The sequence below is a fragment of the Acetobacter persici genome (genome assembly GCF_018256955.1).
Taxonomy (GTDB): domain Bacteria; phylum Pseudomonadota; class Alphaproteobacteria; order Acetobacterales; family Acetobacteraceae; genus Acetobacter; species Acetobacter persici.
In genome coordinates, this window is record NZ_JAERKU010000018.1 from 14,684 (window position 1) to 38,308 (window position 23,625).

Genomic DNA, 23,625 nt, shown 5'->3' on the forward strand with positions numbered 1-23,625 from the left:
TTATTCTTCCTCTACTGACAGATGGGGACGCATTTCGGAAACGTCTTCCGGTTTCAGGGCGTCAGTATAATGGTTTCCAAAATGTGTGCGAACGTAATTGACCACGTTGGCAACCTGCTGATCATCCAGCAGGCCTGCAAACCAGGGCATGCCGCCAAAGCCGTTCAGCACGACATAGGCGGGATATTGCGCGCTTTTCAGCTTGGGGTTGCCAGCCAGAGCCGGGAACTGTGCCCCGGCTCCTACAGCGCCTTTGCCGTCCGGCATGTGGCAGCTCTGGCAGATGTGCCGGTAAATGGCCTCGCCATCCGGCAGGGGCTGCATTTTACCGGCAACGGCGCTGGCGCTGTCCGCATGGGCGGCACCGGGGGCCAGAGCACCAGCAAGCAGGCCAGCGGTGAGGCAGAGGGAGGAGATAAGCGGAAAATAACGCATCAGGCAGCTCCCAGCGCGCGTTTGTGCAGACGGGTGACAGCATCCAGAGCGGACAGAATGGCGCCTTCCTGCCAGCAGCCGACGTAAGAGGCGTGTTCCCCGGCCAGCACGAGGCGGTTATCCACGGTGCAGAGTGTTTTGTAATGGGTTTTCCGGGCTTCTTCCGTCCACATGGAGCAGCAGCCGAGCGTCCAGGGCACGCGGCTCCAGGCCATGCTGATACCGTTTGAGAATTCCTTGCGATATTGCGGATGAATGGCCGTGCCCTGATCCAGTGCGCGCTGAATTCGCTGGTCCGGCGTCATGCCAGCAAAGTCATACGCGGCAGGGCCGAACATGTAACCGCCGAGCAGGACAGCCGGACCTTTTGAGAAAATGCCGTGGCTGGGGTAGGAAATCTGGCTGATCTGCTGATCGGTAAAGCTGATACCGCCGTAAATCTGGTCATCTTCCTCCCAGAACCGGCGTTTGAACTCCATGCCCATTTTAACAGAAGACGCATAGGGCACGGCGGCAATGGCGGCCTTCATGCTGTCCGTAACCTGCACATCAAGCTGAGAGAGCACGGAAAGCGGAATTGTGCAGACGCAGTAATCCGCCTGTGCCTGCCGTACGGCGTTGCCGTGAGCGGTGTCTGTGTAGGTGACAGTCACGCCGTGGTCATCCTGATGGATGGAAGAGACCTTGCAGTTCAGCGTGATGAGGTCTTTCACCTGCCGGGTGAAGCCTTTGCCGATCTGGTCCATCCCGCCGACGGGCTGGAACATGGTGGTCTGCATGTCCAGACGTTCATGAAAGGCCATCCAGTTCCACAGGCCGGACTGCATGACATCCTTACGGGCAAAGAGGTCGGACGGGACGGGGGCACCATCCACACCACCGCCCTGCGGTTTTTCAAAACCGCGGCGCAGGGAGCTGGTATTGCCTTTGGTGTAGGCCATGTCCTTGTTCAGGGCCCCCCAGGATTTCATGGCCTGACGGATGTGAGCGCGTTCATCGTCCGAGACAACATCATCCAGCTTGTGCTGATCAATCGCCTTGGCCAGCAGTTCCGCCGTAAAGCCGTTAAAGTCCGAGGCCAGCTCCCGATACCGCACGGCCTTGCCACCAAAGCTGCCGCTGGAATGGAGCCAGCTATTGTGGTTCAGCTCGATAAAGGGTTCGAGCTGCACACCAAATTCCCGGCAATAATGCAGCAGGCCCTGATGATGGTACGGGATACGCCATGGGCCGGGGTTGATATAGTTGCCGGGGGCGAAGCCAACCTGTTGCGTGGCTCCCCCAAGTTCCTTGATGGTATCTCCGCCGCGCAGGCTGATGTTGCGGCCGCCGCTGCGGCTCTGAAATTCCAGAATCTGGACGTTGTAGCCAGCTTTCCGCAGTTCGTAAGCGGAAAGCATGCCGGACAGGCCGGAGCCGAGCACCAGCACACGCGTGCCGCGTTTGGCTCCTGCAAGTTGAGGCGGCCCACGGAAGTCTGTCCCCATGGCGTGACCAAAAGTCGTCATGGCCTGATACAGCGCGGCGCTGCCAGCCAGAGTGCCGATGCGGGTCAGAAGTTGCCGGCGCGTCGGTGCGGTGGGCGGATGAGCGTGTGGCATCAGGTAATCCCGAGATGATCTCAAAAAACAATCAGTCCGCATGGCAGAACCAGCATGTGACCCAGCATGTGACAGAGAACAATCATGACAGGATCAGATTGTTCTCATTTCGTAATGCTAGGGCATATATTACGATATGACAACATCTGAGAGGCAAAGAGAGCGCGTAAAAAAACACCCCTGATGCGGGCCGGCATCAGGGGCGTGAATTAGAGAAAAAGCTTGGATATGCTTTTAGTTTGCAAACCGTGCAAAAGCGGGGCGGGTGCGCTGCTGCTCCAGAAAAGTCAGCATGGCGGTGCGGGCGCGTCCGGCATCTTTGCCAAGGCCGATCAGGCCGGAAATCTGCCCGGGATGCCGCAGAAGAGAACCGAGCAGAGCCGGGATATTCAGCCCGCCATCGGGTGAGAGAACTGTGCCGGCAACAGGCGGCAGAGACCGGCCAGCCGGGTCACACACCACGCGCAGCACGGCAAATGGCAGCCCGGCCTCTTCCGCCGCGCGGGCCAGAAAACCGCTTTCCATATCCAGAGCCGTACACTGGCTTGCGGCAAACAGGCGCGCTTTTTCAGCCGCATCCAGAACAACCGTGTCACTATGCAGAAGCGATTTCCCCTGCACATCTGGTTGCCCTGCGCCAAGAATGTGCCGCAGTGTCGGGTCACACACATAGGGGGTGCCCCATGCCATCACACGCTCCGGCACAATCAGGGTGCCGGGCGGGAAGGCCGGGTCCAGTCCGGCGGCCAGCCCGAAGGAGAGGAGACAGTCTGCCCCGCAGGCGGCCAGTCTTGCGGCTTCGCGCTGCGCGCCGGTGCGCGTGGCCCCGCTGGCGGCAATGGCGGCATGCGGAAAGACCTGCCGGATCAGTCTGGATTCGGCCTTCAGGCCAACAAGAATACCGGGGCGGCCGGGGGCAACCTGTGTGGAACGTGTCATGGTTTTCAGAACCCAAAAGCAACGCGGCGTGTGTTGCTGCTTTCCAGATTGCGGTAACGGGCCAGCGCCATCAGCGGGAAAAACTGCCTGTACCCGTGGTAGCGGAGGTAAAAGACTTTGGGGAAGCCGACAGCGTTATACGGGTCTTCCTGCCATTCCCCGCTGGCATCCTGCTGCGCGGCGAGCCAGTGGATGCCGCGTGTTACCGCCGGATCATCCCTCCGGCCAGCGGCCATCAGGCCAAGCAGCGCCCATGCGGTCTGGGAGGGCAGACTTTCCCGGTAGGTGCCGTGGCTGCCGCCTTCATAAGACTCACAGCCTTCCCCCCAGCCCCCGTCCGGGCGCTGGACGGCGCGGAGCCATTCCACGGCCTTCACCACAGCATCATCATCATGCGAGACACCAGCTGCGTTAAACGCACACAGCGCGGACCATGTGCCGTAAATATAGTTGGTACCCCAGCGGCCAAACCATGAGCCGTCGGCTTCCTGTTCCTGACGCAGGTATGTCAAGGCGCGCTCAATCACCGGGCGGTCTTCCACATGGCCAAGCTGGGCCAGAAAGGAAATGCACCGCGCCGTAACATCGGCTGTTGGCGGGTCCAGAAGGGCTCCGTGGTCCGAGAACGGAATGTGGTTCAGCAGCTCTTTGTTATTATCAATATCAAAGGCACCCCAGCCCCCGTCGCGGCTCTGCATGCCGAGAATCCACTGGCGGGCCCGCGCGATGGCCTCCGCACTGGCCGGGTCACCCTCACGGTGTAGCAGCATGCCCACTACGGCGGTATCATCCACGTCCGGGTAATAGTCGTTCCCGTACTGGAAGGCCCAGCCACCGGGCACCAGATCCGGCTTATTGATGGCCCAGTCGCCTTTGACGTCCAGAATCTGCTTCTCGCGCAGCCAGATGCTGGCTTTGCGCAGGCTTTCCAGTGTTTCCTGCGGGGCAATGCCGCTGGGGCCAGAGGCAGCTTCCAGCAGGGCGTGGCCGGAAAGCCCGGTGTCCCAGATGGGGGAGACGCAGGGCTGGCAATATGCCTCGTCCTCTTTATGGACCAGCAGGCCCTGCACAGCCTCCCATGCGGTTACGGCGCGCGGGTCCGTATCCGGCACGCCGAGGGCGCGGTACATCATGACGACATTGGCCATGGCCGGGTAGATTGCTCCCAGACCATCTTTGCCATTCAGGCGGGGTTCAATGAAGTCCATGGCGGCCTTGAGGGCTTTTTCATGCGTGGCGGAGGGAATAAGGCGCACCGCAGGCCTCAGAACGCTGTCCAGCCCTTTGAAGATCCGGCCCCAGACGGAGTGATACGGGCCACGAATCCAGTCCGTGACGCGCTCCGGCGCGGTGACAAACAGTTCCCGGATGTGGATCTGGCGCGGATTGACGGCAATGGGGCGCAGAGCCGCAAGCACCAGCAATGGCGCAATCACCGAGCGGGACCAGTAGGACATGTTCCAGACGGAGAAAAATGCCTTGCGCGGCAGCAGCATCAGCTCCGCAGGCATGACCGGCGTGGCCCGCCAGGGTACATCCCCGAACAGGGCAAGCTGGATGCGGGTGAACACATTGCTCCGTTCGGCCCCGCCGTGGTCCAGAATGGCTTCCCGCGCGCGGCGCATGTGCGGGGCGTTAATATCCTCCCCGGTCGCTTTCAGCGCGAAATAGGCTTTGACGGAGGAGGAGAGATTGAACCCACCGTTATGGTACAGCGCCCAGCCACCATGCTCGGCACTTTGCGTCCGGCGCAGATAGACGGCAATTTTCTGCTCCAGTGCCTCATCAATCCGGTCCAGATAATGTTCCAGAAGGACATATTCCGCCGGGATGCTGGCATCCGCTTCCAGCTCATACACCCAGTGTCCGTCACCCTGCTGGTGCTGCTCTAAGGCGGCATGAGCCTGTCTGACCACACGCTCCAGATCATCACTGGTCAGATCCTTCCCAGCCAGATCTTCCCCGGAAAACGGGGGTTTGGGGCGTGCGCTGCCATCAGCGGCCATACGGGATGTTCCTTTTTACTGGCGTCTTGTTTTTTTAAGAACGACGCAGGCCGAGCGTGTGCACGGCCTTCACGCCTGATCTCATGGCGCCTTCAAGTGTGGCGGGGAGTCCGGTTGCCGTCCAGTCCCCGGCCAGAGCGAGGTTGATCAGCGGCGTGGCCGGGCCGGGGCGCAGGCGGTTCTGTTCCGGGGTAGCGGCAAATGTTGCGCGTTTTTCCCACACGACGCGCTGGTGCGGTGGTGTGGCGGGCAGAGGCTCTTTCAGTACAGGGTCACACGCGCGGCGCACATCGTGCCAGATAGTGCGGGCCAGATCATCCGGGTCCTGCTCCGCAAAACGGTTGGCCGCACTGACCGTGACGGAGAGAATATCGCCCCGCAGGAACACCCATTCCGCAATACTGCCAACCAGCCCCATAAAGCCCGCTCTGGCGAAGGACCCCAGCGCACGCGGTGTGGTGTCCATACGGAAATGCAGGTTCAGAATACTTTCAAACGCGTTGGGAGCCTGAAAACCCGGCAGGTGCGGGGCCAGCAGGCCTTCCGCCACGGGAGCCGGGACGGCCAGAATCAGCGTGTCTTCTTCCGTGAGCGGGATAAGACCTTCCGGACTGTGCAGGCCGGTCACACGCCCACGGCTGACTTCCAGCGCGCTGATGCGGCTCTGGGTGCGGACTTCTGCATGCAGGATGGACAGATGCGCCAGTGCCGGGTCTACCAGTGTTTCAGAAAGCCCGTCCTTCGGGAACCACGGCACGCAGGCCTTGCCGCCAAGGGAGAGGGACTCTTTTACCACCGCACCCAGCAGCGCGGCGCTGCCGGTTTCACAGGATGTATTGAGCGCGGAAATGGCGAACGGTTCCAGCAGGCGGCGGCTGAGTGCGCCGGGTAGCAGGCAGTCGGCAACCTTTTCATCCTCCCCGGCCTGCATCAGTTTTTGCAGGCTGCGGAGTTCCACCACCCGCATATCCGGCACGCGCCGGTGCGGCTGGAAAACCCACCAGGGCATGCGCCCGCGGGAAAGGTCCAGCGTCCAGCGGGCACCTTCGGCCAGATCCACAAATGGGAAAATGGGGATGCCGGGGCCGGTCAGGGTATCGGTCCCGCCCGTCATGGCCAGATAGCGGAAGACGGTCTTGTTGGCGGACAGCAGCAGATGGTTGCCGTTATCAATGCGGCATCCAAGCTGTTTGTCCTCATAAGACCGGGCACGCCCGCCACAGGCGCGGCCTGCTTCATGCACAATAACGCGGCGGCCGGAACCGGCCACTTCCACAGCGGCGGCCAGTCCAGCCACGCCACCGCCAATAATGTGCACAGATGCTGCCATGCCGTCGGTCTCTTTCAGGATCAGGGGAGGTAGGAGCGCGTCAGCCAGTACACCTTGGTCAGGGCTGACGTCTTCGGGCGGTCATGCAGGGCGGCGGCGGACCAGCCGCGCTTGCGCAGGGCAATCAGAACGCCCTCATAGCTTGCGCCCATAATCCGTGCCGGGAACATGGCTTTGGGGCGGCAGGCCTGCATGGCGATAAACGCTTTGCGGAAATGGTCCAGCGCCCGCACGGACAGGATACCGGCCACACCCTGCAGGCCGGGGGCGGAAAGCGCCTTGATGGGGTCATGCGGCACATGGAAGCGGTCCAGCAGGTCCCCCGGCAGGTAAAGGCGGCCACGGGCCGCGTCTTCCGCAATATCCCGCAGGATGTTGGTCAGTTGCAGGGCGCGGCCCAGATGGTAGGCCACCTTGTCAGCCTCTTCCGTGCTGTCCCCGAAAATGCGCACGGACAGGCGGCCCACGGCGGAGGCCACGCGGTCACAATACAGGTCCAGCGTTTTTTCATCAGGGGCGACAATGGTGTTTTCCGCATCCATCATCATGCCATCAATAATGGCGTGAAAGTCTTCCTGCCGCAGGGCGAAGAAATGGATGGCGGCCAGCAGAACGCGGTCTAGCGGGTCCTGCGTCGTGCCGTGGTCATACAGGCCAACAATACGCTGATGCCAGGCGTCCAGTGCGGCTTTGCGCTCAGGCATGGGCTCATACCCATCTGCAATATCATCCACCACGCGGCAGAAGGCGTAGATGGCATACATGCCATAGCGGCGCATGGGCGGCAGGATACGCATGCCAGCGGCAAAGGACGTCCCGGCCTGCTTTACCGTGCTTTCCACCCAAGCCAGATCCGCGGGGTCACACCCGAGGGGGGTTGGCTCGTCATGCGTCTGGATGTCTTGAGCTGTCACGCGCTTTTCACCTGTTTGTTCATGAAATCGTCATATCCGGCTCTTTTTGCAGACCTGCGGACTTTCTGAAAGCTCAGGACCATGCCCGCAGAGCCGCACCGGCTGCATACATGAGATCCGGGCGCTTCAGCGCCACGCGGCCTGCCAGAGGGTCTTCCCGCCGCAGCCGCCGTGTCAGCCGGTGCGCCAGACTGACAATGGCGGCACATTCCATACGGAAGCGCCGGTCCCGCACCAGTCCGGGCAGGGTGGCGGCCTCCCGGTTCAGCGCATCTACCCCGTCCAGCAGGGTGTTAAACACCCGGCGCACGTTGGGGGAGGCGCGTCCGGCCAGCAGATCATCCTGCGTGGCCCCTGCCTGCGCCATCAGGTCTTCCGGCATGTAGCAGCGGTGCAGGCGCTGGAGGTCTTTCTGGCAGTCCTGCAAATGGTTGAGAATCTGGAGGGACGTGCACAGGGCATCAGATGCAGCAAAGGTCTGCGGTATTTCCCCGTGCAGATGCAGCAGAAACCGCCCGACCGGGTTGGCGGAATAGCGGCAATAATGCAGCAGATCGGCCCATGAGGTGCAGGGCGTGCCACGGGAATCATCCCTGAAGGCAATCAGCAGGTCGGTCGCGGTTTCAAACGGCACACCTGTTTTGAGCAGAGAGGCCCGCAGCCGGGCCGCACTCATGGCGTCCGCGCGGGGGATCGGGTCACGCGTGCCCAGAAGAACCTCTTCCATGGCGTTCAGGCGGCCAATCTTCTCGTCCGCGCTCAGCGTCTCACAGTCCGCGATATCATCAATAACGCGCGCATAGTCGTAATAGGCATGCACATGCGGGCGCAGAGCCTTGCTGAGCAGAAGGGAGCCGACGGGAAAATTCTCGTCAGACGCACCTTTGCCGGAAGACACATCGTCTCTTCCCCAGACGGAGGCGGTATCAGTCATGTCAGGCTCTGCAATGAGAAAGAAAGAAGCATAGGCGGGAGCTTTACACGCTCTCTTCCGGTGTGCCTACTCCCCACAGGTCCGGGCATGGGTCAGGCCCTAACCCCGGCCACCCGGAACCTGCGCCGTCTGGACCTGTTCCGGCGCTGCGGCGCCAGAGGGGGATGTGGTGGCAGATGTGGCAGAGGGTGTGGCGCGGCCATCATTTGGGATGGCCTCCGTATAGGCCCGGTTTTTCCAGACAACACCCCGGCCCCGATAGTGATTGACGGCGGAACCGATCGTGGCCGCCGTATAGAAAATCGCCACGAAAGGCAGCGTCAGGGCCCAGAGGGGAGAGAGGCGGAAGCGCCGGAGCGTGGGCACAAAAGACCCTGTTGAGACCAGCCATGTCCCGAGACCGATCCATCGGGTCAGCCCGTGCCCAAAGAGCGCAATCAGCCCCGGCGCAATCCAGACGACGCCCATGGCCAGAACCGTCAGCACCAGAAACAGCGGGGAATAGCGCAGTTGCACAAAGGCCGTGCGGGCAATCATCCGCCAGACATCAACGGCGTGGGGATAGGGGCGGATGGAGCGGGCCAGACAGGAATGGCCAAGATAGAGGCGGCCTCCGGCCTGTTTGACGCAGGTTGCCAATGTGCAGTCATCAATCAGCGCGCCTTTGAGAGCGTCAATCCAGCCAATTTCCGCCAGCATGTCCCGCCGGATCAGAATGGTGCCGCCAGCAGCCCCGGCCGTGCGGCTTTTGGGGTTGTTTACCTGCGCGAAGGGGTAAAGCAGCGCAAAGAAGAAGACGAAAGCGGGCACCAGCGCGCGCTCCGCCAGACTTTCACACTGAAGTTCCACCATTTCAGACACCATATGGAGCCTGTCTGTCTGTGCCTTGGCAACCAGTGTGGAAATATGTTCGGGCGCATGCACGATATCGGCATCGGTGAGCAGAATATAGCCGCTGTTGGCGTCCTGCTGGCGGCGGGCTTCCGCCACACCCTGAGCCACAGCCCAGAGTTTCCCGCTCCAGCCCGATTCCGGGTCCGCGCCGTCCAGCACTGTCAGGCGGCCCTTGGGGTCGGGCAGGGCGCGGGCCAGAGCGCCTGTGCCATCCTCACTCCGGTCATTCACCAGAATAAGGGAGAGGCGACCGGCATAGTCCTGCGTGAGCAGGGAGGAAAGAGCGACCTCAATGGACTCGGCTTCATCCCGCGCAGGGATCACAACCGTCACATCCGGCATAATGTCTGCCGGGCTTGTGCCAAGGGGCTCCGGGCGCAGGATGGGGCCTGCCTGCCAGAACCACCCGTGGAAAAAAATAAGGCCAAACCAGATGAGTGCTGAGAGAACAGCCAGACCAAACAGCATCATCCCGCCCCCTTATTTCAGCATACCGTTGTTACGGAACCATGTGATGGCGTCCTCAACGGCCTGCCGGGCGGGGCGGGGGCTGTAGCCCAGATCCCGGATGGCCTTGTCCGAGGAGAAGAACATCTTCTTGCGGGACATAGCCAGCATCTCCCGCGTGACGCGGGGGGAAAAGCCAAAGGAGCGGGACAGCCACTCGGAAGCAACTGCCACCGGCCAGATAACCTCCTGCGGCAGGCTGATGCGCGGCGGGGGCACATGGGCAATTTCCGAGACCATGGCGAACAGGTCCCGCAGCAGGAAGTTTTCCCCGCCCAGAATATATTTCTCCCCGATGGTGCCGCGTTCCAGCGCCAGCGCGTGGCCTTCCGCCACATCATCGACATGCACGATATTCACGCCGGTATCCACGTAAGCGGGCATGCGGCCAGCGGCGCAGTCCAGAATCATCTGCCCTGTGGGGGTGGGTTTGATATCCCGCGGGCCAACCGGCGTGGACGGATTGACGATCACGGCGGGCAGCCCCTGCTCCTTTACCAGTTGCAGCACTTCCTGCTCGGCCCGGTATTTGGAGCGTTTGTAAATGCCGATCACCCCGTGTTCATGCACCGGAGTCGCTTCATCAGACTCGGTGCCGTCACCAATCAGGCCGAGGGCCGCGACGGAGGAGCAGTAAACAATCCGTTCCACCCCGGCCTTCTGGGCGGCCAGCATCAGCAGGCGCGTGCCTTCCACGTTGGCCGTCATCATCGGGGCGGGGTCGGGCACCCACAGCCGGTAGTCCGCCGCGACATGGAACACGTAACGGCAGCCTTCCACCGCACGGGCAAAGGTATCGGGGCGGGAGAGGTCACCCTCCACCAGTTCTGCCGGAATATCCGCAATATTGCGCCGGTCACTGCCCTCGCGCACCATGAGTCTCAGCGTGTGCCCGCGTTCAAGCAGCGTGCGGGCAACGGCAGACCCGACAAAACCTGTCGCGCCGGTGACGAGCGTATGGGCGGTCATATAAAGTGCGCTCCCATAAAGGGTATAAGAAACAGAAGGGTGTGAAACCCGAACGGCTGGTTTGTTTCTTTATCCTGCCCCCCAAGGTGGCGCCAGACCCCGGGCTGGTGTAAGTGGTCGGATCACTCATGAATTCAGCCCCTCTGGTCAGGTGTTCTACGCCAGGGAGCAGGGAGGCCCAGGGGGGCATCTCGGGCAGGTAGAGCTTAGGCCTTGAAGAAGCTTACGATTTTTCTGACTTTACTGGGTCTGGTTGCCATTACGGCGGCGGTTGCGTGGAGCGGTGCTGGCTCCGTGGTGCATGCTGTCATGCGTATTGGTCTGGGCGGCTTCCTCCTCATGGTATGCTGCCAGCTTGTCGTAAATGGCGTGCTGGGGCTGGCCTGGCACGCGGCTCTGCCGGAAATCGGCTATCTCCGCCTTCTGGGCGCGCGGATGGTGCGTGATGCCGCGGCCACCTGCCTGCCGTTCTCCCAGCTTGGTGGCATCGTGATTGGTATCCGCGCGACGTGCTCAGGCCACGGGCTGCATGGCCGGGAGTCCCGCCAGATTGACTGGCCAGAAGCCGCCAGCGCCAATCTGGTGGATATTACGACGGAAGTCATGGGGCAGGTTGCCTTTGTGCTGCTGGCCGTCGCTTTTCTGGTAGCCCATCAGCGGTCCAGCCCGTTTGTCGTGCCGGTGAGTATCGGCGCGGTATTTCTGATGGCCGGGACGGCCGGGTTCATCTGGACGCAGCAGCATGGCGGCAGCATTTTCCGCAAATTTGGCACCATGTTTACCCGTAGTCTGGCCTCCCAGTGGCATGACAGCATGCTGAACGGCGCCGACAGTCTGCAGGAGCGGATGGAAGCCATCTGGAGCCGCCCAGGCCGGATCTGCCTGTCCGCCTGCTATCATCTGCTGGGCTGGCTGGGGAGTGCCGCCATGTTGTGGATGACAGCCAACATGCTGGGCGCCACCCTCACCCTCCCCAATGCCGTGGCGATTGAAGGGGTGACCTGTGCCGTCATGTCTCTGGGCTTTCTGGTGCCGGGCAGTCTGGGCGTGCAGGAAGGGGCCTATATGGCGCTGGGTCATGCGTTCGGGATTGATTCGTCCGTTTCTCTGGGTTTGTCCCTGTTGCGGCGCGGGCGGGAACTGGCCATTGGTATTCCGGTCCTGCTGCTATGGCAGATTATGGAAATGCGTGGCCTGCGCAAGCCGGTGATCAAAGCCCCGGCTGATGTCAGCTATGGCCCCGTTCCGACTGTGGTGAAGGATTCCTGAGCGTGTCTTCAACTCTTTCTGAGGCTTCTGTGTCTGACTCTTCAGGCCCGGAGGCCCGGGCGGCAGCAGAGACTGTAACCCCGGTGTTTGAGACGCTCGTTGTGGTTGGACCGGGGCTGATCGGCTCTTCCGTGCTCCGGCGGGCGCAGCAGAAGGGCACGCTGGCCCGGACCCTGATTGCCGTCGATGTCTCACCAGAGGTGCGGGCACGGGTGGAAGAGCTGGGGATTGCAGACCGCGTGATGGCGGATGCCGCCGAGGCCGCGGCTCTGGCGGATTGCGTCATGCTCTGTGTGCCGGTGGGGGCTATGGGGCCGGTGGCGGCACAGGTGCTGCCTGCCATGCGGCCCGGCGCTGTGCTGACGGAAGTTGGCTCAACCAAAGTATCTGTTATTGAGGCCATCAGCCCGTTCCTGCGTCCGGATGTGGCCTATGTGCCCGCGCACCCTATGGCGGGCACGGAATATTCCGGGCCGGATGCCGGGTTTGCGACCCTGTTTGAAGATCGCTGGTGTCTGCTGACGCCTCTGGACGGAACGTCGCCTGAAGCATTGAGTGCTGTGCGCGCCTTGTGGGAGCGCTGCGGGGCCCGTCTGCGGGAAATGACGCCTGCTCACCATGACCGTGTTTGCGCAATTGTCAGCCATCTGCCGCATCTTCTGGCCTTTACCATCTGCGGCACGGCGGATGATCTGGCGGACGAAACACGGTCTGAAGTACTGGATTTTGCTGCATCCGGCTTCCGGGATTTTACCCGTATTGCCGCGTCAGACCCCATCATGTGGCGGGATGTGTTTCTGTCCAACCGTGAGGCGCTGCTGGAAATGCTGGCGCGCTTTATGGAAGACGCACAGGCCATGGCGCGCGCGATCCGCTGGGGCGATGAGGACTATATTGTGGACCGTATTCAGCGGGGCCGCGCAATCCGTAAAAGCCTGATTGAAAACCGGCAGGCGTAAGCGTGTTTGCGGGCAGCCTTACGTGGGTTGCCCGAACGCTTTGATGTGCAGGGCATCCAGACGCTTGTGATTTTTATCCGCCATCGGGTTGAGCTCCAGCACCTTCTGCCAGGCTTTGAGCGCTGCCGGGCCGTCTTTCCGCTGCTCTTCCACAGTAGAAAGCAAACCCCAGCTTTTGGCGTCCCGCCCGTCGCGTTGCAGGGCTTCTCCCAGATCGGTCACTGCGGCGTTGAAATCGCCCGCGGCAAGACGTGTCTGAGCGCGTGTGCGCCACAGAATGGCGCTGTCTGGCTGGAGCGCCAGTGCGTCGCTCAGATCGTCCACGGCCTCATCCGGTTTGTCGGCCTGACTATCTTTCTGCGCCCGGCGCAGCAGGAGCTGCGTGGTGGGGGATAGTCCGGCGGCACGTAATGATTCCAGACGGTCTTCCAGCGCCTGCGCATCTTCTGGCGTTTTTGCCTGAGCAAGCTGGTCGGCAAGAGCTGCAATCTGCTGGGGGCGTGTCAGCTTTTTATGGGGCGTGGCGGAGGGGGTTTTTGTCCCTGATGGTGCAGAGGTGGCCGGGTCGCCCGTTGGAGAGACGGCAGATGTTTGGGGCGATGCAGCTGGAGAGCTGGGGGAAGGTGGCGTCCTGAGCGTCGGGGAGGCAGAGGGCGACGGTGGTGTAGTCTGAGCCGGTGCGGTCTGGGTAGCGTGTGGCGCAGACGGCGCTTTGCCGTGCGGGTGCCCTGCCTGTCCGGGGAGGGTCTGCTGAGTCTGTGCGCGGGCCAGTCCGGCGGGGGAGAGGCTTGTCAGCAGGCTGAGAGTGATCAGAGCGCCAGAACGCAAAAACCCGCTTCTCCGAAAACCGGAAAAGCGGGTTGCACGCATATCATGCGCCAGAAGCCAGCCGGGAAAGGCCGGACCCTGCATAAATCAGCCCTGACGAGCCTTCATGCGCGGGTTCTTCTTGTTGATGACATAAACCCGGCCGCGACGCCGTACGACACGGCAATCTTTATCGCGCACCTTGGCTGATTTCAGGCTGTTTCTGATTTTCATGGCCCGCTTTTCTCCGCCGATGCTCAAGAATTGAAATAAGGTGTGTCGGCACATACCGGCCCCGCCAGTACGAGTCAATGTTTTCCACGGAAAAGGGCCACAAATTGTTTTGTTCCGGTGCGATTTTACAGCAAACTCATGTGTCTGTTCAAATACTCCGTCAGTCCTGAAGCGGTGCCGGGTGGGGCGCCAGGCTGGAAAAGGCGCTGGCCAGTGTTCTGAAATCGTCCGAGCGGGGGGAACGGGGCCGCCAGCCCAGCCCGATAGTCCGCCACACCGGGCCGCCGGACAGCGGGCGGCTGATCACCGGATGTCCGCGCAGAATCCCGCCTTCCAGCGCCAGAAGCGGCATCACGCCAATACCAAGCCCCAGCCCGACCATTTCCGCCATGGTGTGCAGGGATGTGGCGGAGAAGGTGGAGTCGCTCTCCCCTTCCGTGCCGTGCCATTCCCGGCCCTGACGGCAGACCGCGAGTGTCTGCTCCCGCAGGCAGTGGCCATCTTCCATCATAATCATGCGCTGGTCCGCCAGCCGTTCCACGGGCACATGGTTCAGTCGCGCCAGAGGATGGTCCTCGGGCATGATAACGTGAAACGGGTCACGCCAGAGGGGCATGGTCTCCGCTGTGTCACACAGGCAGGGCATGGCCAGAACCAGCATATCCAGCCGCCCGATCCCCAGTTTTTCCAGCAGGTGCTCGGTTGTGTCTTCCGCAATGGACAGGGTGAGTTGCGGGAAGCGCGTGCGGATGATTTTGACCAGCGGTTCTATCAGGAACGGGCCGATGGTCGGGATCACCCCCAGCCGCAGGGGGCCGGTCAGCGGGGTTCGTGCGGCAACAGCAAGCTGCGGGACGGCTTCCAGTGCTTCCAGCGCCTGCCGCCCCTTGAGGGCGATTTCATGCCCCAGCGGCGTGAACACAACCTTTTTGCCAACCGTGCGGTCCAGCAACTGGGAGTCGAGCTGGCGTTCCAGCGCCATAATGCCTGCGGACAGGGTGGATTGCGTGACCGCGCAGGCCGCTGCCGCCCGCCCGAAGTGGCGCAGTTCAGACAGTGCGATCAGGTAGCGCAGTTGCTGGGCGGAGGGGAGGGGAAGCACGGTGGAACCTCGGTCTTTTCAAGGGCTGTTAAAGCATGTCTGGGGTGATCTTATTTTTGAAACACCCTTGCAGGGGTAATCGATCATTCCGATTGTTTTGATATAAAATATTCATTGGCATGAATGGACGCGCCGCGCCATAGATAATGCCCGACGACGGTGTTGTGTGCCGTCGGAGCTGTTAAGCAACCCAAGAAGGAGCAAGCTTATGCTGACCGTTGGCGATAAGTTTCCGAGCTTTGATCTGACCGCCGTTCCCGGTGGCCCCGAAGGCCTTAAGGGCGATTTCGTCCAGATTTCTGACAAGTCCGACGCTGGGAAGTGGAAAATTGTCTTCTTCTGGCCGAAAGACTTCACGTTTGTCTGCCCGACGGAAATCGTGGCATTTGGCAAACTGTCCAAAGAGTTTGCTGACCGTGATGCCGTTGTGTACGGCGTGTCCATCGACAGCGAATTCGTGCACCTCAACTGGCGCCTGCACAATGCCGATCTGAAAGATCTGCCTATTGCAATGCTGGCTGACATCAAGCGCGAGCTGACCGAAGGTACGGGTGTCATGCACAAAGAGGCAGGCGTTGCACTGCGCGCGACCTTTGTTGTGGACCCGCAGGGTGTGATCCGTCACGTCTCTGTCAACGATCTGTCCGTTGGCCGTAACCCGCAGGAAATCGTGCGTATTCTGGACGGGCTGCAGAGCGATGAGCTGTGCCCCTGTAACTGGAAAAAGGGCGACGACTTTATCAAAGTCTGATCCTGACGGCTTCCGTCTGGCCCTAAGGGCGTTCCGTTTGGGGCGTCCCGCGGTGCTGTCCCGTCGGGTCAGACGGTCTCTTCCCCAGACCGGGTTCAGCCCGTCTGCGGCGCGCAAGAGCGCCATTCCTCCCCTTTTCATACGGATAAACTGATGTCGATCGATGCTCTGAAGGATCGTATTCCCGATTATGCAAAGGATCTGAGGCTGAATCTCGGGTCTCTTGCGAATGATGTGGCCCTCACACCCCAGCAGCTTGCCGGAACATTTGTGGCGTCCGCCATTGCCTCCCGCAATGATGCGGTGACGAAGGCGATTGTTGCTGAATTTGCCGATAAGCTGACGCCCGAAGCGCTCAGTGCTGCCAAATCTGCCGCAGCCATTATGGGCATGAACAATATCTACTACCGCTTTGTGCACATGGCGGGCGGTGACTATGAGAAAATGCCTGCGCAACTGCGCATGAGCGTTATTGGTCGCCCCGGTGTGGAAAAAATAGATTTCGAGCTGTGGTCTCTCGCTGTGTCCGCAATCAATGGGTGTGGTCTGTGCGTGACCAGTCATGAAAAGATTGTGCGGGATGCTCTTGGAGCCGAAGCTGTGCAGACTGCGGTGCGTGTTGCCTCCACGGTCCATGCTGTGGCGGTTACGCTGGAAGCTGCGGAAGCGCTCGGCGACTAACGCCCTTCTCCAGATCAGGCTGGCCGCATGCCCTGAATGCGGCGTTTCAGGTCCGGCTTCTGTGGGGTGTCCAAACCCGCGGGGGCCGGATTTTTTTGTAAGGAAAATCAGGAACGGCCTGCGTTGGGCTGGACCTGCAAGAGCGCTGTGACGATTCCGCGTGAGTGCGAAAATCAACGTCGTATCGGATTTGTTTTGGGGAAGTCGCAATGGGAGCGTGAGGGGCACGCGCCACTTTCTTGAAAACGAATTTTTAAAGGAAAGTGGCGCGAGTGACGGGGCTCGAACCCGCGACCTCCGGCGTGACAGGCCGGCGCTCTAACCAACTGAGCTACACCCGCAATCCAGACGCTCACTCGTAGTGTGCGTCGGTATGTCGCGTCTTATAGCGATGTTTTCAGCTTTGACAACCGGGCATCACGAAAAAAATAACGCATTATGAAATTTTTTTTGCAGGCCCTGTGTCTGCCCGCTGTAGGAGACGCTGATCCTCCATAACATATTGGAGGCTTTATGTTTTTAGGGAGGAGAGTTGGATGGAGGCCTCCATTTTGGAAGCCTCCGGTCTGCACGGGTGCAGAGGGGGGGTGAGCCTCAGTTCTGTTTTTCAAACGCACCAGCGATGGAGAGGGTAACGTCATCCCCCACCATCGGCACGTAGGTTTTTACGCCAAAGGCGCTGCGTTTCAGGGTGCCGGTCGCCTGAAAGCCAACGGTGTAGGCTTTATCCATCGGGTTAATACCAGCACCGACGTAACGCACGTGCAGGGTGAGGGGCTTTGTGATGCCGTGCAGCGTGAAGTTGCCCGTCACATCGGCTGTGCCAGCGCTGGTCGGGACGACTTTGGTGGACACGAACGTGGCTGCCGGGTAGCGGGCGGCGTCAAACCAGTCAGCCCCGTGCAGTTCATCCGTCAGTTTCGCGCTGGTGGTCTGCACGCTTGCAACCGGGATGGAGACGTTCAGTTTTGAAGCGGCCGGATGTGCCGGGTCGTAGGTGAGGGAGCCGGTCGCCCCGGAAAAAAGGCCGGAATATTCGGTAAAGCCGAAATGCAGCAGGGAGAATGTGACCTGCGTGTGGGAGGTTTCAACCTGATAGGTGCCTGCCTGCACATCCTGCGGGGCGGTGGCGGCCTGAGCCGTGGACAGAGCAGCGACAAGACCCAGAGCGGAAAAAGCGGAAGCGAATGATAGAGTGCGCATGAGTATGGTGATCCTGTTTCTTTAAGAAGGAGTGAAAAGGCAGGTCAGAAACGCGGGCAGAGGGAGGGCGTTCTGAAAATTCTGCCCGTTAAACGAATGCGGGCTAACCAAATCGGAAGCCGGAGAGGGCTTTGCCCATCACGGTGTCCCGGTAGATCTGAACGCCAGAGTCTGCTCCTGCGGCCCCGGCTGCGACCATCAGGGGGAGCAGATGCTCTTCTCTGGGGTGGCAGATGCGGGCAGCGGGAGCGGTTTCCCAGTGTGTCAGCGCCGCGGTGCGTTCGGCTTCCGGTGCACAGAGTGCGGCGGTAAGCCATGCGTCAAATTTGTGGGACGCCGCGTTGGATTGCGGATCTTCCCCCATGAAGTGACGCAGATTGTGGTACGTCAGGCCTGTGCCCACAAGCAGCACATTCTGGTCCCGCAGCGGGGCCAGTGCCTGCCCGATGCGCAGATGCGCCGCCGGGTCCAGTGTGTTCTGGAGAGACAGTTCCACAACCGGGATGTCGGCGGCTTCAAACGCGAGCATGAAGGGGATGAAAACCCCGTGGTCCAGCCCGCGTTCCGCATCTGCCGCGTTGGGAATCCCCGCAGCGGTCAGCAACGCCTGCACCTGTGCCGCCAGCGCCGGAGAGCCCGGCACGGGGTAGCGCAGATGATAGGTATGGGGTGGAAAGCCGTAATAGTCATAAATCAGCGGTGGCTGGGCAGCCGTGGTGACGGTTGGAACCGCTGTTTCCCAATGTCCGGAGACCACCAGAATGGCATCTGGTTTTTGCGGGAGCGTCTGGCTAACGCCCCGCAGGAAAGCCGCCATGTGGTCCCATGTTTCCGGCCAGTCCATAAAAAAGCACGGGCCGCCGCCATGCGGCAGAAACAGCACGGGCTGCCGGGGCAGGGCGGTGTGTGGTGTCTGGCGCTGGAGAGTCGTCATGCGGTGAGCCGGGTCTTTTCAGGATGCGGGGTGCCTGAAGACTCGCCTCATAGTGGCGCTTTGATAATCCTGTATTTCAGGAAGATATTTCACACCTTGAGTGTGGGGTGGGGATGTTTCCAGGCATAAAAAACCGGAGGCTGCCAGTCGGCGGCCTCCGGTCTGAAACAATCCCGTTTTCCTCTTCTGCGGGCTGCGAAGCCTCCAGAGGAAAGGCTGGATTATTTGCTGCCTGCTGTCAGAGCGCTGCGGATGAACTCGCCTGCTTCTTCCTTCGTGCCCCAGCCGGTGACCTTTACCCATTTGCCGGGTTCCAGATCCTTGTAGCGGGTAAAGAAGTGTTCAATTGCTTTCACGGTGATTTCCGGAAGGTCGTCTACCGTCTGCACCTTGCTGTACAGCGGGTGAATCTTGTCATGCGGGACGCAGATGATTTTTTCGTCCTGACCGGATTCGTCTTCCATTTTCAGCACGCCGATGGGACGGGCGCGAATCACGGAGCCGGGCACCACGTCCGTCGGGGTCAGCACCAGTGCGTCCGTCGGGTCCCCATCGGCAGCCAGCGTGCCGGGGATAAAGCCGTAAGCCGTCGGGTACGCCATGGGCGTAAACAGGAAGCGGTCTACAAACAGGGCACCGCTTTCCTTGTCGATCTCGTATTTAACGGAAGATCCCTGCGGGATTTCAATAACAACGTTGATATCGAACGGCACGTCTTTGCCGGGGGAAAGTTTTGAGACGTCCATAAGGGCTGCTCCAGCACTAAAAATACGGATGGGCAGACCCTATCTGTCACGCTGCAACTTGCCAAGTCGTAACAGGATAACGGCTGTCGGGGTGGTTTTTCCGGCTCTGCACCCTTGCCAAATGTGTGTGATTGCGTAATCAGGAAGCCGCCTGCGCGCCCGTAGCTCAATTGGTTAGAGCGGGCCGCTCATAACGGCTTGGTTGCGGGTTCAAGTCCTGCCGGGCGCAGGCGTTTTCGCCTTATCTCGTCCATCCGACGGTTCTTACCAGTTCACTTCACGGAGGTCATCTCATGGCATCTTATCAATACGTCTATGTGATGAAGGACCTGACCAAGTCCTATCCGGGTGGGCGTGAGGTCTTCAAAGGCATTACGCTGTCCTTCCTGCCGGGTGTGAAAATCGGCGTTCTGGGCGTGAACGGCGCGGGTAAATCCACGCTGCTCAAGATCATGGCCGGGATTGATAAGGAATATGGCGGGGAAGCCTGGGCCGCCGAGGGCGTACGCGTGGGCTATCTGGAGCAGGAGCCCCAGCTCGACCCCAAGCTGACGGTTGGCGAGAACGTAGCTCTGGGCTTTGGTGACCTGAAAAAGGCCGTCGATCGTTTTAACGAAATTTCCATGCGCTTCGCCGAGCCGATGAGCGATGAGGAAATGAACACCCTGCTGGCCGAACAGGCTGATCTGCAGGAAAAAATTGACGCAGGCGATGGCTGGGAGCTGGACCGCAAGCTGGAAATCGCGCTGGACGCCCTGCGCTGCCCGCCTGCTGACAGCCCCGTGGACAAGCTCTCCGGCGGGGAACGTCGCCGTGTGGCGCTGTGCCGCCTGCTGATTGAAAAGCCCGACATTCTGCTGCTGGACGAACCGACCAACCATCTGGACGCAGAAAGCGTGGCATGGCTGGAAAAGACGCTGCACGATTATCCGGGCACCGTGATGGTCATTACCCATGACCGTTACTTCCTGGACAATGTGACCAACTGGATTCTGGAAATCGAGCGCGGGCGCGGTATTCCGTTTGAAGGCAACTATTCCTCCTGGCTGGAGCAGAAGCGCAAGCGTCTGGCACAGGAAGAAAAGGAAGAAAGTGCCCGCCAGCGTGCGCTGGCTGCCGAGCAGGAGTGGATTGGCTCCAGCCCCAAGGCGCGTCAGGCCAAGAGCAAATCCCGTATCGCGCGGTATGAGGAAATGCTGGCCCAGAGTGCTGAAAAGCAGAACGGGGTGGCGGACATTGTTATTGCTCCCGGCCCGCGTCTGGGTGGCACGGTGATTGAGGCCGACCACCTCAGCAAGGGCTTTGGCGATCGTCTGCTGATTGATGATCTCAGCTTCAAGCTGCCGCCGGGTGGCATTGTGGGGGTGATCGGCCCGAACGGTGCCGGTAAATCCACCCTGTTCAAGATGATTGTCGGCGCAGAAAAGCCGGATGCGGGTGAGCTGAAAATCGGCGAGACCGTAAAGCTGGGCTATGTTGACCAGTCCCGTGATGATCTGGACCCCAACAAGACCGTGTGGGAAGAAATTTCCGGCGGCACGGATGTGATCTATCTCGGTAAACGGGCTGTGCCCTCCCGCGCTTACGTGGGTGCGTTCAACTTCAAAGGGTCTGACCAGCAGAAAAAGGTTGGTATTCTCTCGGGTGGTGAGCGCAACCGCGTGCATCTGGCCAAGATGCTGCGGCAGGAAAGCAACGTGCTGCTGCTGGATGAACCGACCAACGATCTGGACGTCGATACCCTGCGTGCGCTGGAAGAGGCTCTGGGTGAATTCCCCGGTTGTGCCGTGGTCATTACCCATGACCGCTGGTTCCTTGACCGTCTGGCAACCCATATTCTGGCGTTTGAAGGGGATTCTCACGTCGAATGGTTTGAAGGGAACTTCCAGGCTTATGAGGAAGACAAGCGCCGTCGCCTGGGCCCGGATGCTACGGAACCGGGCCGTATCCGGTACCGGCCAATCTCCCGCTGATCAGGCTGGGTGGATGTCTGATGCGGCATCCATCATCTGAAGCCCCTTCAGGACAGAACAACAGGACACGCTGCCGGGGGCTTCTCCGGTGGCGTTTCTGCGTTCTGGCGCAGGCGTTGCCATGCTGACGGCCCGCTCAGTCAGAACGGGGCGGCTCATGCTGCAACCCGTCACATGGCGGGATATGGATGATATGGCGGCGTTGAAGGCGGATGGCGGCGCGTTCGGCCAGATGCTCGGCGGGGTGTGCACACGCCAGAAGGCCGAGCAGGAAATGGCGGACGATATCGCCTTCTGGGCCTGCCACAGGGTCGGGATTTTCACCATCCGGGAACAGGACCGGTTTGTGGGCATGACCGGCATCCACGACAGGCCAGACGGGCGCGGCTTCGGGTTACGCTTTGCGCTGTATCCCTGGGCCAGCGGGCGCGGCATTGCGCGGGAGGCTGCCAACGCGGCCCTCAACTTTACGCATGATGCTGGCGTAAAGCGGATTATTGCCGTCGCCAAGGAGAGTAATCTTGCCTCCCGCACCATTCTGGGCGGGATTGGTATGCGTGTGTATGAGACTTTCCCGCGGGATGGCCAGACCATGCTGGTCTATGAAAGCGTGCGCGGTTGACCTCCGGGTGAGGCGTCCGGGGCCGTGGCGGCCTGTGGGATTTGTACGGGCGCGCGTGCTGGAACGCAGGCATTAAAAAGGGCACCCCGGGAGGTGCCCTTTTTGTATCGGTGTCAGCCGACCGATTAGCCAGTGATGGCCTTAGTTGGTCGTTGCTGCGGAATGGTGCTCGATCTGGCGCTTCAGGGCGCTCAGCAGGGCATCAATATTGCCGCCATTGCGGGCGATGTAGGAGGAGTAGTCCTGACGCTGCGTCAGGCGCAGGCTGGCACCTTCACCCACTACGTCCACCACTTTCGGGGTGCCGCCGTTATGGCTGACAATCCACTGCATGGCAGCCGGGGGCTGCTGCGGGCGGATCAGAGTCGCCTCAACAGAATCGTCTTCACCAGATTTGGAGATCGCGCCAATGGTGAAGCTGACGCCACGATAGTCGCCCAGCTTATCGGTAATGGCGTTAACCAGCACTTCATGGAACAGGCCGAGATACTGCTTCTGCTGTTCCGGCGTGGCCAGCTTCCAGTAGCGGCCAAGGCAGTAGCGGCCAATGGCGTCAATATCCACATCCTGCTGGATCAGCGGCAGAACGCGGGCCTTTTTTTCTGATAGCGAGACCTGACTGTTCACGATTGTGACGAGTTTGGTGCCGAAAGTTTCAATAAACTGACGTGTGCCTTCAGCCGCACGGGCGGGCAGAACAGAAAGACTGCCAGCACAAAGCAGTGCGAGAGCCCCGGTCACAAGGCGACGGCTGGAAAGAAATTTCATGTCGGCGCTATCCTTGTTGTTTTTAGTGGTACCAGGCGGGCACGGTAGCGCGATTATCGTTTTTAATCGCCTCGGCCTGCGCCTTCCGCTGTTGCTGATAGGCGCTGCGGATGGTTGCGTAGGGGTCCAGTGCGTCACGCTGCAGGGCATCCAGTTCATCCAGATGCGTGGAGCGGCCGTGCACAACCCCCATCATATTATAGGCCCAGTTGAAGCTGATCAGCCCGTAGCCGCGTGGAACATAGTTCCAGGGGGACAGGCCCTGATCAATCCCGTAGCCGATGCCATCACGGAAGGAGGACGGGCCCATGGGCAGGAACAGATACGGGCCAGAGGGGATGCCCCAGTTGGCGAGCGTCATGCCAGCATCATTATCATGATGCGGATACCCGGCCATTTTGGCGACGTCGATCAGACCGCCAATGCCGACGGACATATTGATGCACCACCGCACGAACGCATCCCCCGCGCGGCGCGGTTTGCCTGCGCCTACATCGTTAAAGAACACGGAGGGTTCGTTCATGGTGGTGATCATGTTGCCCAGAGAATTCCGGACAGGGCGCGGCACAGCCCAGACATAGGCTTTGGCCGCCGGGCGCAGAACCCAGTGATCGACCGTCATGGTCAGGTTATAGACTTTGCGGTTCAGCGGCTCGTACGGGTCATTCGCCTGCTTGTATTCCTCAAGGGCGTCCGGGTCTTTGGGTACAGGGGCCTTGATGGCGCTGCATCCCGTCAGGGCGACAAGGGTTGCGACCAGTACAGAGCCGCGTGAGGAAAAACGGCGCTGGGCCGATGAGCCTACCCGAGTCTGACCCGTATGTGCCTGACTGCGGGGGCGGAGCCGTGCACCGTTCCGTCCTGAATTCATGCCGCGTTTACCTTCACCCTGTGACGCACTCTCTAAAACCTGACCATAAGACAGGAGTCTTCTACTGCCCTCTCTACCACGAGAAACGTTCTGCGCAATGCAGGTCATCCCTGCATGAAAGGCAGGGGAGCAGAAAAGAAGCGCAGCTCAGGCCCAACGGTTTAACGGATGTGTCA

23 protein-coding genes and 2 tRNA genes are annotated in these 23,625 nt (G+C 60.6%); 7 read left to right on the forward strand and 18 right to left on the reverse strand.

Features of this window, described 5'->3' with window-relative positions:
- The 9 genes from JK199_RS14325 to hpnA form a co-directional block, all read right to left on the reverse strand.
- Window positions 1-435 (reverse strand): c-type cytochrome, encoded by a 435-nt coding sequence (locus JK199_RS14325; RefSeq protein ID WP_212377170.1) that lies wholly within the window; start codon window positions 433-435, stop codon window positions 1-3.
- Complete coding sequence (locus JK199_RS14330; protein WP_212377173.1) at window positions 435-2,036, reverse strand: flavin monoamine oxidase family protein; 1,602 nt, start codon at window positions 2,034-2,036, stop codon at window positions 435-437. Before JK199_RS14330 ends, JK199_RS14325 begins: the two co-directional genes overlap by 1 nt.
- A gap of 234 nt (window positions 2,037-2,270) precedes the next feature.
- Window positions 2,271-2,975 (reverse strand): phosphorylase family protein, encoded by a 705-nt coding sequence (locus tag JK199_RS14335; RefSeq protein WP_212377175.1) that lies wholly within the window; start codon window positions 2,973-2,975, stop codon window positions 2,271-2,273.
- 5 nt (window positions 2,976-2,980) lie between these two features.
- Window positions 2,981-4,981: a squalene--hopene cyclase gene (gene shc / locus JK199_RS14340; protein WP_212377178.1), complete on the reverse strand. Its 2,001-nt coding sequence runs from the start codon at window positions 4,979-4,981 to the stop codon at window positions 2,981-2,983.
- A 34-nt stretch (window positions 4,982-5,015) separates the two neighbouring features.
- On the reverse strand, window positions 5,016-6,311 hold the full coding sequence (hpnE, locus tag JK199_RS14345; protein WP_212377182.1) for a hydroxysqualene dehydroxylase HpnE: 1,296 nt from the start codon (window positions 6,309-6,311) through the stop codon (window positions 5,016-5,018).
- 20 nt (window positions 6,312-6,331) lie between these two features.
- Window positions 6,332-7,225 (reverse strand): presqualene diphosphate synthase HpnD, encoded by an 894-nt coding sequence (hpnD, locus tag JK199_RS14350; protein ID WP_212377185.1) that lies wholly within the window; start codon window positions 7,223-7,225, stop codon window positions 6,332-6,334.
- A 73-nt stretch (window positions 7,226-7,298) separates the two neighbouring features.
- A complete protein-coding gene (hpnC, locus tag JK199_RS14355; protein WP_212353969.1) occupies window positions 7,299-8,159 on the reverse strand; it encodes a squalene synthase HpnC in 861 nt (286 codons plus the stop codon).
- Between the two features lie 99 nt (window positions 8,160-8,258).
- Window positions 8,259-9,521, reverse strand: a complete 1,263-nt coding sequence (locus JK199_RS14360) for a glycosyltransferase (RefSeq protein ID WP_212377238.1) — start codon at window positions 9,519-9,521, stop codon at window positions 8,259-8,261.
- A gap of 12 nt (window positions 9,522-9,533) precedes the next feature.
- Window positions 9,534-10,529, reverse strand: coding sequence for a hopanoid-associated sugar epimerase (gene hpnA / locus JK199_RS14365; RefSeq protein WP_077930566.1), 996 nt, complete (start codon window positions 10,527-10,529; stop codon window positions 9,534-9,536).
- Window positions 10,530-10,742: 213 nt separating this feature from the next.
- Between hpnA and JK199_RS14370 the strand changes: the two genes are divergently transcribed.
- Entirely contained in the window at window positions 10,743-11,798 is a 1,056-nt protein-coding gene (locus JK199_RS14370) for a lysylphosphatidylglycerol synthase domain-containing protein (RefSeq protein ID WP_025826358.1), read from the forward strand.
- Window positions 11,799-11,827: 29 nt separating this feature from the next.
- Window positions 11,828-12,757, forward strand: a complete 930-nt coding sequence (locus JK199_RS14375) for a prephenate/arogenate dehydrogenase family protein (protein ID WP_212377241.1) — start codon at window positions 11,828-11,830, stop codon at window positions 12,755-12,757.
- An 18-nt stretch (window positions 12,758-12,775) separates the two neighbouring features.
- Here JK199_RS14375 and JK199_RS14380 read toward each other — a convergent pair whose 3' ends face one another.
- From JK199_RS14380 to JK199_RS14390, 3 genes are all read right to left on the reverse strand, one after another.
- Window positions 12,776-13,669 carry a tetratricopeptide repeat protein gene (locus JK199_RS14380; protein WP_212377188.1) on the reverse strand — a complete coding sequence of 298 codons (894 nt, stop codon included), beginning with the start codon at window positions 13,667-13,669 and terminating at the stop codon, window positions 12,776-12,778.
- 3 nt (window positions 13,670-13,672) lie between these two features.
- Entirely contained in the window at window positions 13,673-13,798 is a 126-nt protein-coding gene (ykgO, locus tag JK199_RS14385; protein WP_003625637.1) for a type B 50S ribosomal protein L36, read from the reverse strand.
- A 160-nt stretch (window positions 13,799-13,958) separates the two neighbouring features.
- Window positions 13,959-14,900 carry a hydrogen peroxide-inducible genes activator gene (locus tag JK199_RS14390; RefSeq protein ID WP_077930564.1) on the reverse strand — a complete coding sequence of 314 codons (942 nt, stop codon included), beginning with the start codon at window positions 14,898-14,900 and terminating at the stop codon, window positions 13,959-13,961.
- Window positions 14,901-15,108: 208 nt separating this feature from the next.
- Between JK199_RS14390 and JK199_RS14395 the strand changes: the two genes are divergently transcribed.
- Window positions 15,109-15,651 carry a peroxiredoxin gene (locus tag JK199_RS14395; protein ID WP_077930563.1) on the forward strand — a complete coding sequence of 181 codons (543 nt, stop codon included), beginning with the start codon at window positions 15,109-15,111 and terminating at the stop codon, window positions 15,649-15,651.
- Between the two features lie 153 nt (window positions 15,652-15,804).
- Complete coding sequence (locus tag JK199_RS14400) at window positions 15,805-16,332, forward strand: carboxymuconolactone decarboxylase family protein (RefSeq protein WP_212377191.1); 528 nt, start codon at window positions 15,805-15,807, stop codon at window positions 16,330-16,332.
- Window positions 16,333-16,596: 264 nt separating this feature from the next.
- Here JK199_RS14400 and JK199_RS14405 read toward each other — a convergent pair.
- The 4 genes from JK199_RS14405 to ppa form a co-directional block, all read right to left on the reverse strand.
- Window positions 16,597-16,673: transfer RNA gene (locus JK199_RS14405), tRNA-Asp, on the reverse strand.
- Window positions 16,674-16,926: 253 nt separating this feature from the next.
- The gene (locus JK199_RS14410) at window positions 16,927-17,535 is read right to left on the reverse strand and encodes a YceI family protein (protein ID WP_086655992.1); all 609 of its coding nucleotides are present in this window, start codon (window positions 17,533-17,535) and stop codon (window positions 16,927-16,929) included.
- Between the two features lie 103 nt (window positions 17,536-17,638).
- Entirely contained in the window at window positions 17,639-18,469 is an 831-nt protein-coding gene (locus tag JK199_RS14415) for a DODA-type extradiol aromatic ring-opening family dioxygenase (RefSeq protein ID WP_212377194.1), read from the reverse strand.
- A gap of 221 nt (window positions 18,470-18,690) precedes the next feature.
- A complete protein-coding gene (gene ppa, locus JK199_RS14420; RefSeq protein ID WP_025826339.1) occupies window positions 18,691-19,215 on the reverse strand; it encodes an inorganic diphosphatase in 525 nt (174 codons plus the stop codon).
- A 155-nt stretch (window positions 19,216-19,370) separates the two neighbouring features.
- Here ppa and JK199_RS14425 point away from each other — a divergent pair.
- The 3 genes from JK199_RS14425 to JK199_RS14435 all read left to right on the forward strand — a co-directional run bounded on the left by JK199_RS14425 (window position 19,371) and on the right by JK199_RS14435 (window position 21,810).
- Window positions 19,371-19,444: transfer RNA gene (locus JK199_RS14425), tRNA-Ile, on the forward strand.
- 64 nt (window positions 19,445-19,508) lie between these two features.
- On the forward strand, window positions 19,509-21,188 hold the full coding sequence (gene ettA, locus JK199_RS14430; protein WP_077930558.1) for an energy-dependent translational throttle protein EttA: 1,680 nt from the start codon (window positions 19,509-19,511) through the stop codon (window positions 21,186-21,188).
- Between the two features lie 124 nt (window positions 21,189-21,312).
- Complete coding sequence (locus JK199_RS14435) at window positions 21,313-21,810, forward strand: GNAT family N-acetyltransferase (protein ID WP_077931714.1); 498 nt, start codon at window positions 21,313-21,315, stop codon at window positions 21,808-21,810.
- A gap of 141 nt (window positions 21,811-21,951) precedes the next feature.
- On the opposite strand, the gene JK199_RS14440 is transcribed toward JK199_RS14435, so the two are convergent.
- Both JK199_RS14440 and JK199_RS14445 read right to left on the reverse strand, forming a co-directional pair.
- Window positions 21,952-22,578, reverse strand: coding sequence for an MlaC/ttg2D family ABC transporter substrate-binding protein (locus tag JK199_RS14440; protein WP_212377197.1), 627 nt, complete (start codon window positions 22,576-22,578; stop codon window positions 21,952-21,954).
- Window positions 22,579-22,600: 22 nt separating this feature from the next.
- A complete protein-coding gene (locus tag JK199_RS14445; protein ID WP_025826336.1) occupies window positions 22,601-23,449 on the reverse strand; it encodes an MlaA family lipoprotein in 849 nt (282 codons plus the stop codon).
- Window positions 23,450-23,625 lie beyond the last annotated feature (176 nt).

What these genes read in the sequence shown, in the direction of transcription:
- JK199_RS14325 (WP_212377170.1), bottom strand. Translation starts at nt 435, where the DNA reads ATGCGTTATTTTCCGCTTATCTCCTCCCTCTGCCTCACCGCTGGCCTG.
- JK199_RS14330 (WP_212377173.1), bottom strand. Translation starts at nt 2,036, where the DNA reads ATGCCACACGCTCATCCGCCCACCGCACCGACGCGCCGGCAACTTCTG.
- JK199_RS14335 (WP_212377175.1), bottom strand. Translation starts at nt 2,975, where the DNA reads ATGACACGTTCCACACAGGTTGCCCCCGGCCGCCCCGGTATTCTTGTT.
- shc (WP_212377178.1), bottom strand. Translation starts at nt 4,981, where the DNA reads ATGGCCGCTGATGGCAGCGCACGCCCCAAACCCCCGTTTTCCGGGGAA.
- hpnE (WP_212377182.1), bottom strand. Translation starts at nt 6,311, where the DNA reads ATGGCAGCATCTGTGCACATTATTGGCGGTGGCGTGGCTGGACTGGCC.
- hpnC (WP_212353969.1), bottom strand. Translation starts at nt 8,159, where the DNA reads ATGACTGATACCGCCTCCGTCTGGGGAAGAGACGATGTGTCTTCCGGC.
- JK199_RS14360 (WP_212377238.1), bottom strand. Translation starts at nt 9,521, where the DNA reads ATGCTGTTTGGTCTGGCTGTTCTCTCAGCACTCATCTGGTTTGGCCTT.
- hpnA (WP_077930566.1), bottom strand. Translation starts at nt 10,529, where the DNA reads ATGACCGCCCATACGCTCGTCACCGGCGCGACAGGTTTTGTCGGGTCT.
- JK199_RS14380 (WP_212377188.1), bottom strand. Translation starts at nt 13,669, where the DNA reads ATGCAGGGTCCGGCCTTTCCCGGCTGGCTTCTGGCGCATGATATGCGT.
- ykgO (WP_003625637.1), bottom strand. Translation starts at nt 13,798, where the DNA reads ATGAAAATCAGAAACAGCCTGAAATCAGCCAAGGTGCGCGATAAAGAT.
- JK199_RS14395 (WP_077930563.1), top strand. Translation starts at nt 15,109, where the DNA reads ATGCTGACCGTTGGCGATAAGTTTCCGAGCTTTGATCTGACCGCCGTT.
- JK199_RS14400 (WP_212377191.1), top strand. Translation starts at nt 15,805, where the DNA reads ATGTCGATCGATGCTCTGAAGGATCGTATTCCCGATTATGCAAAGGAT.
- JK199_RS14410 (WP_086655992.1), bottom strand. Translation starts at nt 17,535, where the DNA reads ATGCGCACTCTATCATTCGCTTCCGCTTTTTCCGCTCTGGGTCTTGTC.
- JK199_RS14415 (WP_212377194.1), bottom strand. Translation starts at nt 18,469, where the DNA reads ATGACGACTCTCCAGCGCCAGACACCACACACCGCCCTGCCCCGGCAG.
- ppa (WP_025826339.1), bottom strand. Translation starts at nt 19,215, where the DNA reads ATGGACGTCTCAAAACTTTCCCCCGGCAAAGACGTGCCGTTCGATATC.
- ettA (WP_077930558.1), top strand. Translation starts at nt 19,509, where the DNA reads ATGGCATCTTATCAATACGTCTATGTGATGAAGGACCTGACCAAGTCC.
- JK199_RS14440 (WP_212377197.1), bottom strand. Translation starts at nt 22,578, where the DNA reads ATGAAATTTCTTTCCAGCCGTCGCCTTGTGACCGGGGCTCTCGCACTG.
- JK199_RS14445 (WP_025826336.1), bottom strand. Translation starts at nt 23,449, where the DNA reads ATGAATTCAGGACGGAACGGTGCACGGCTCCGCCCCCGCAGTCAGGCA.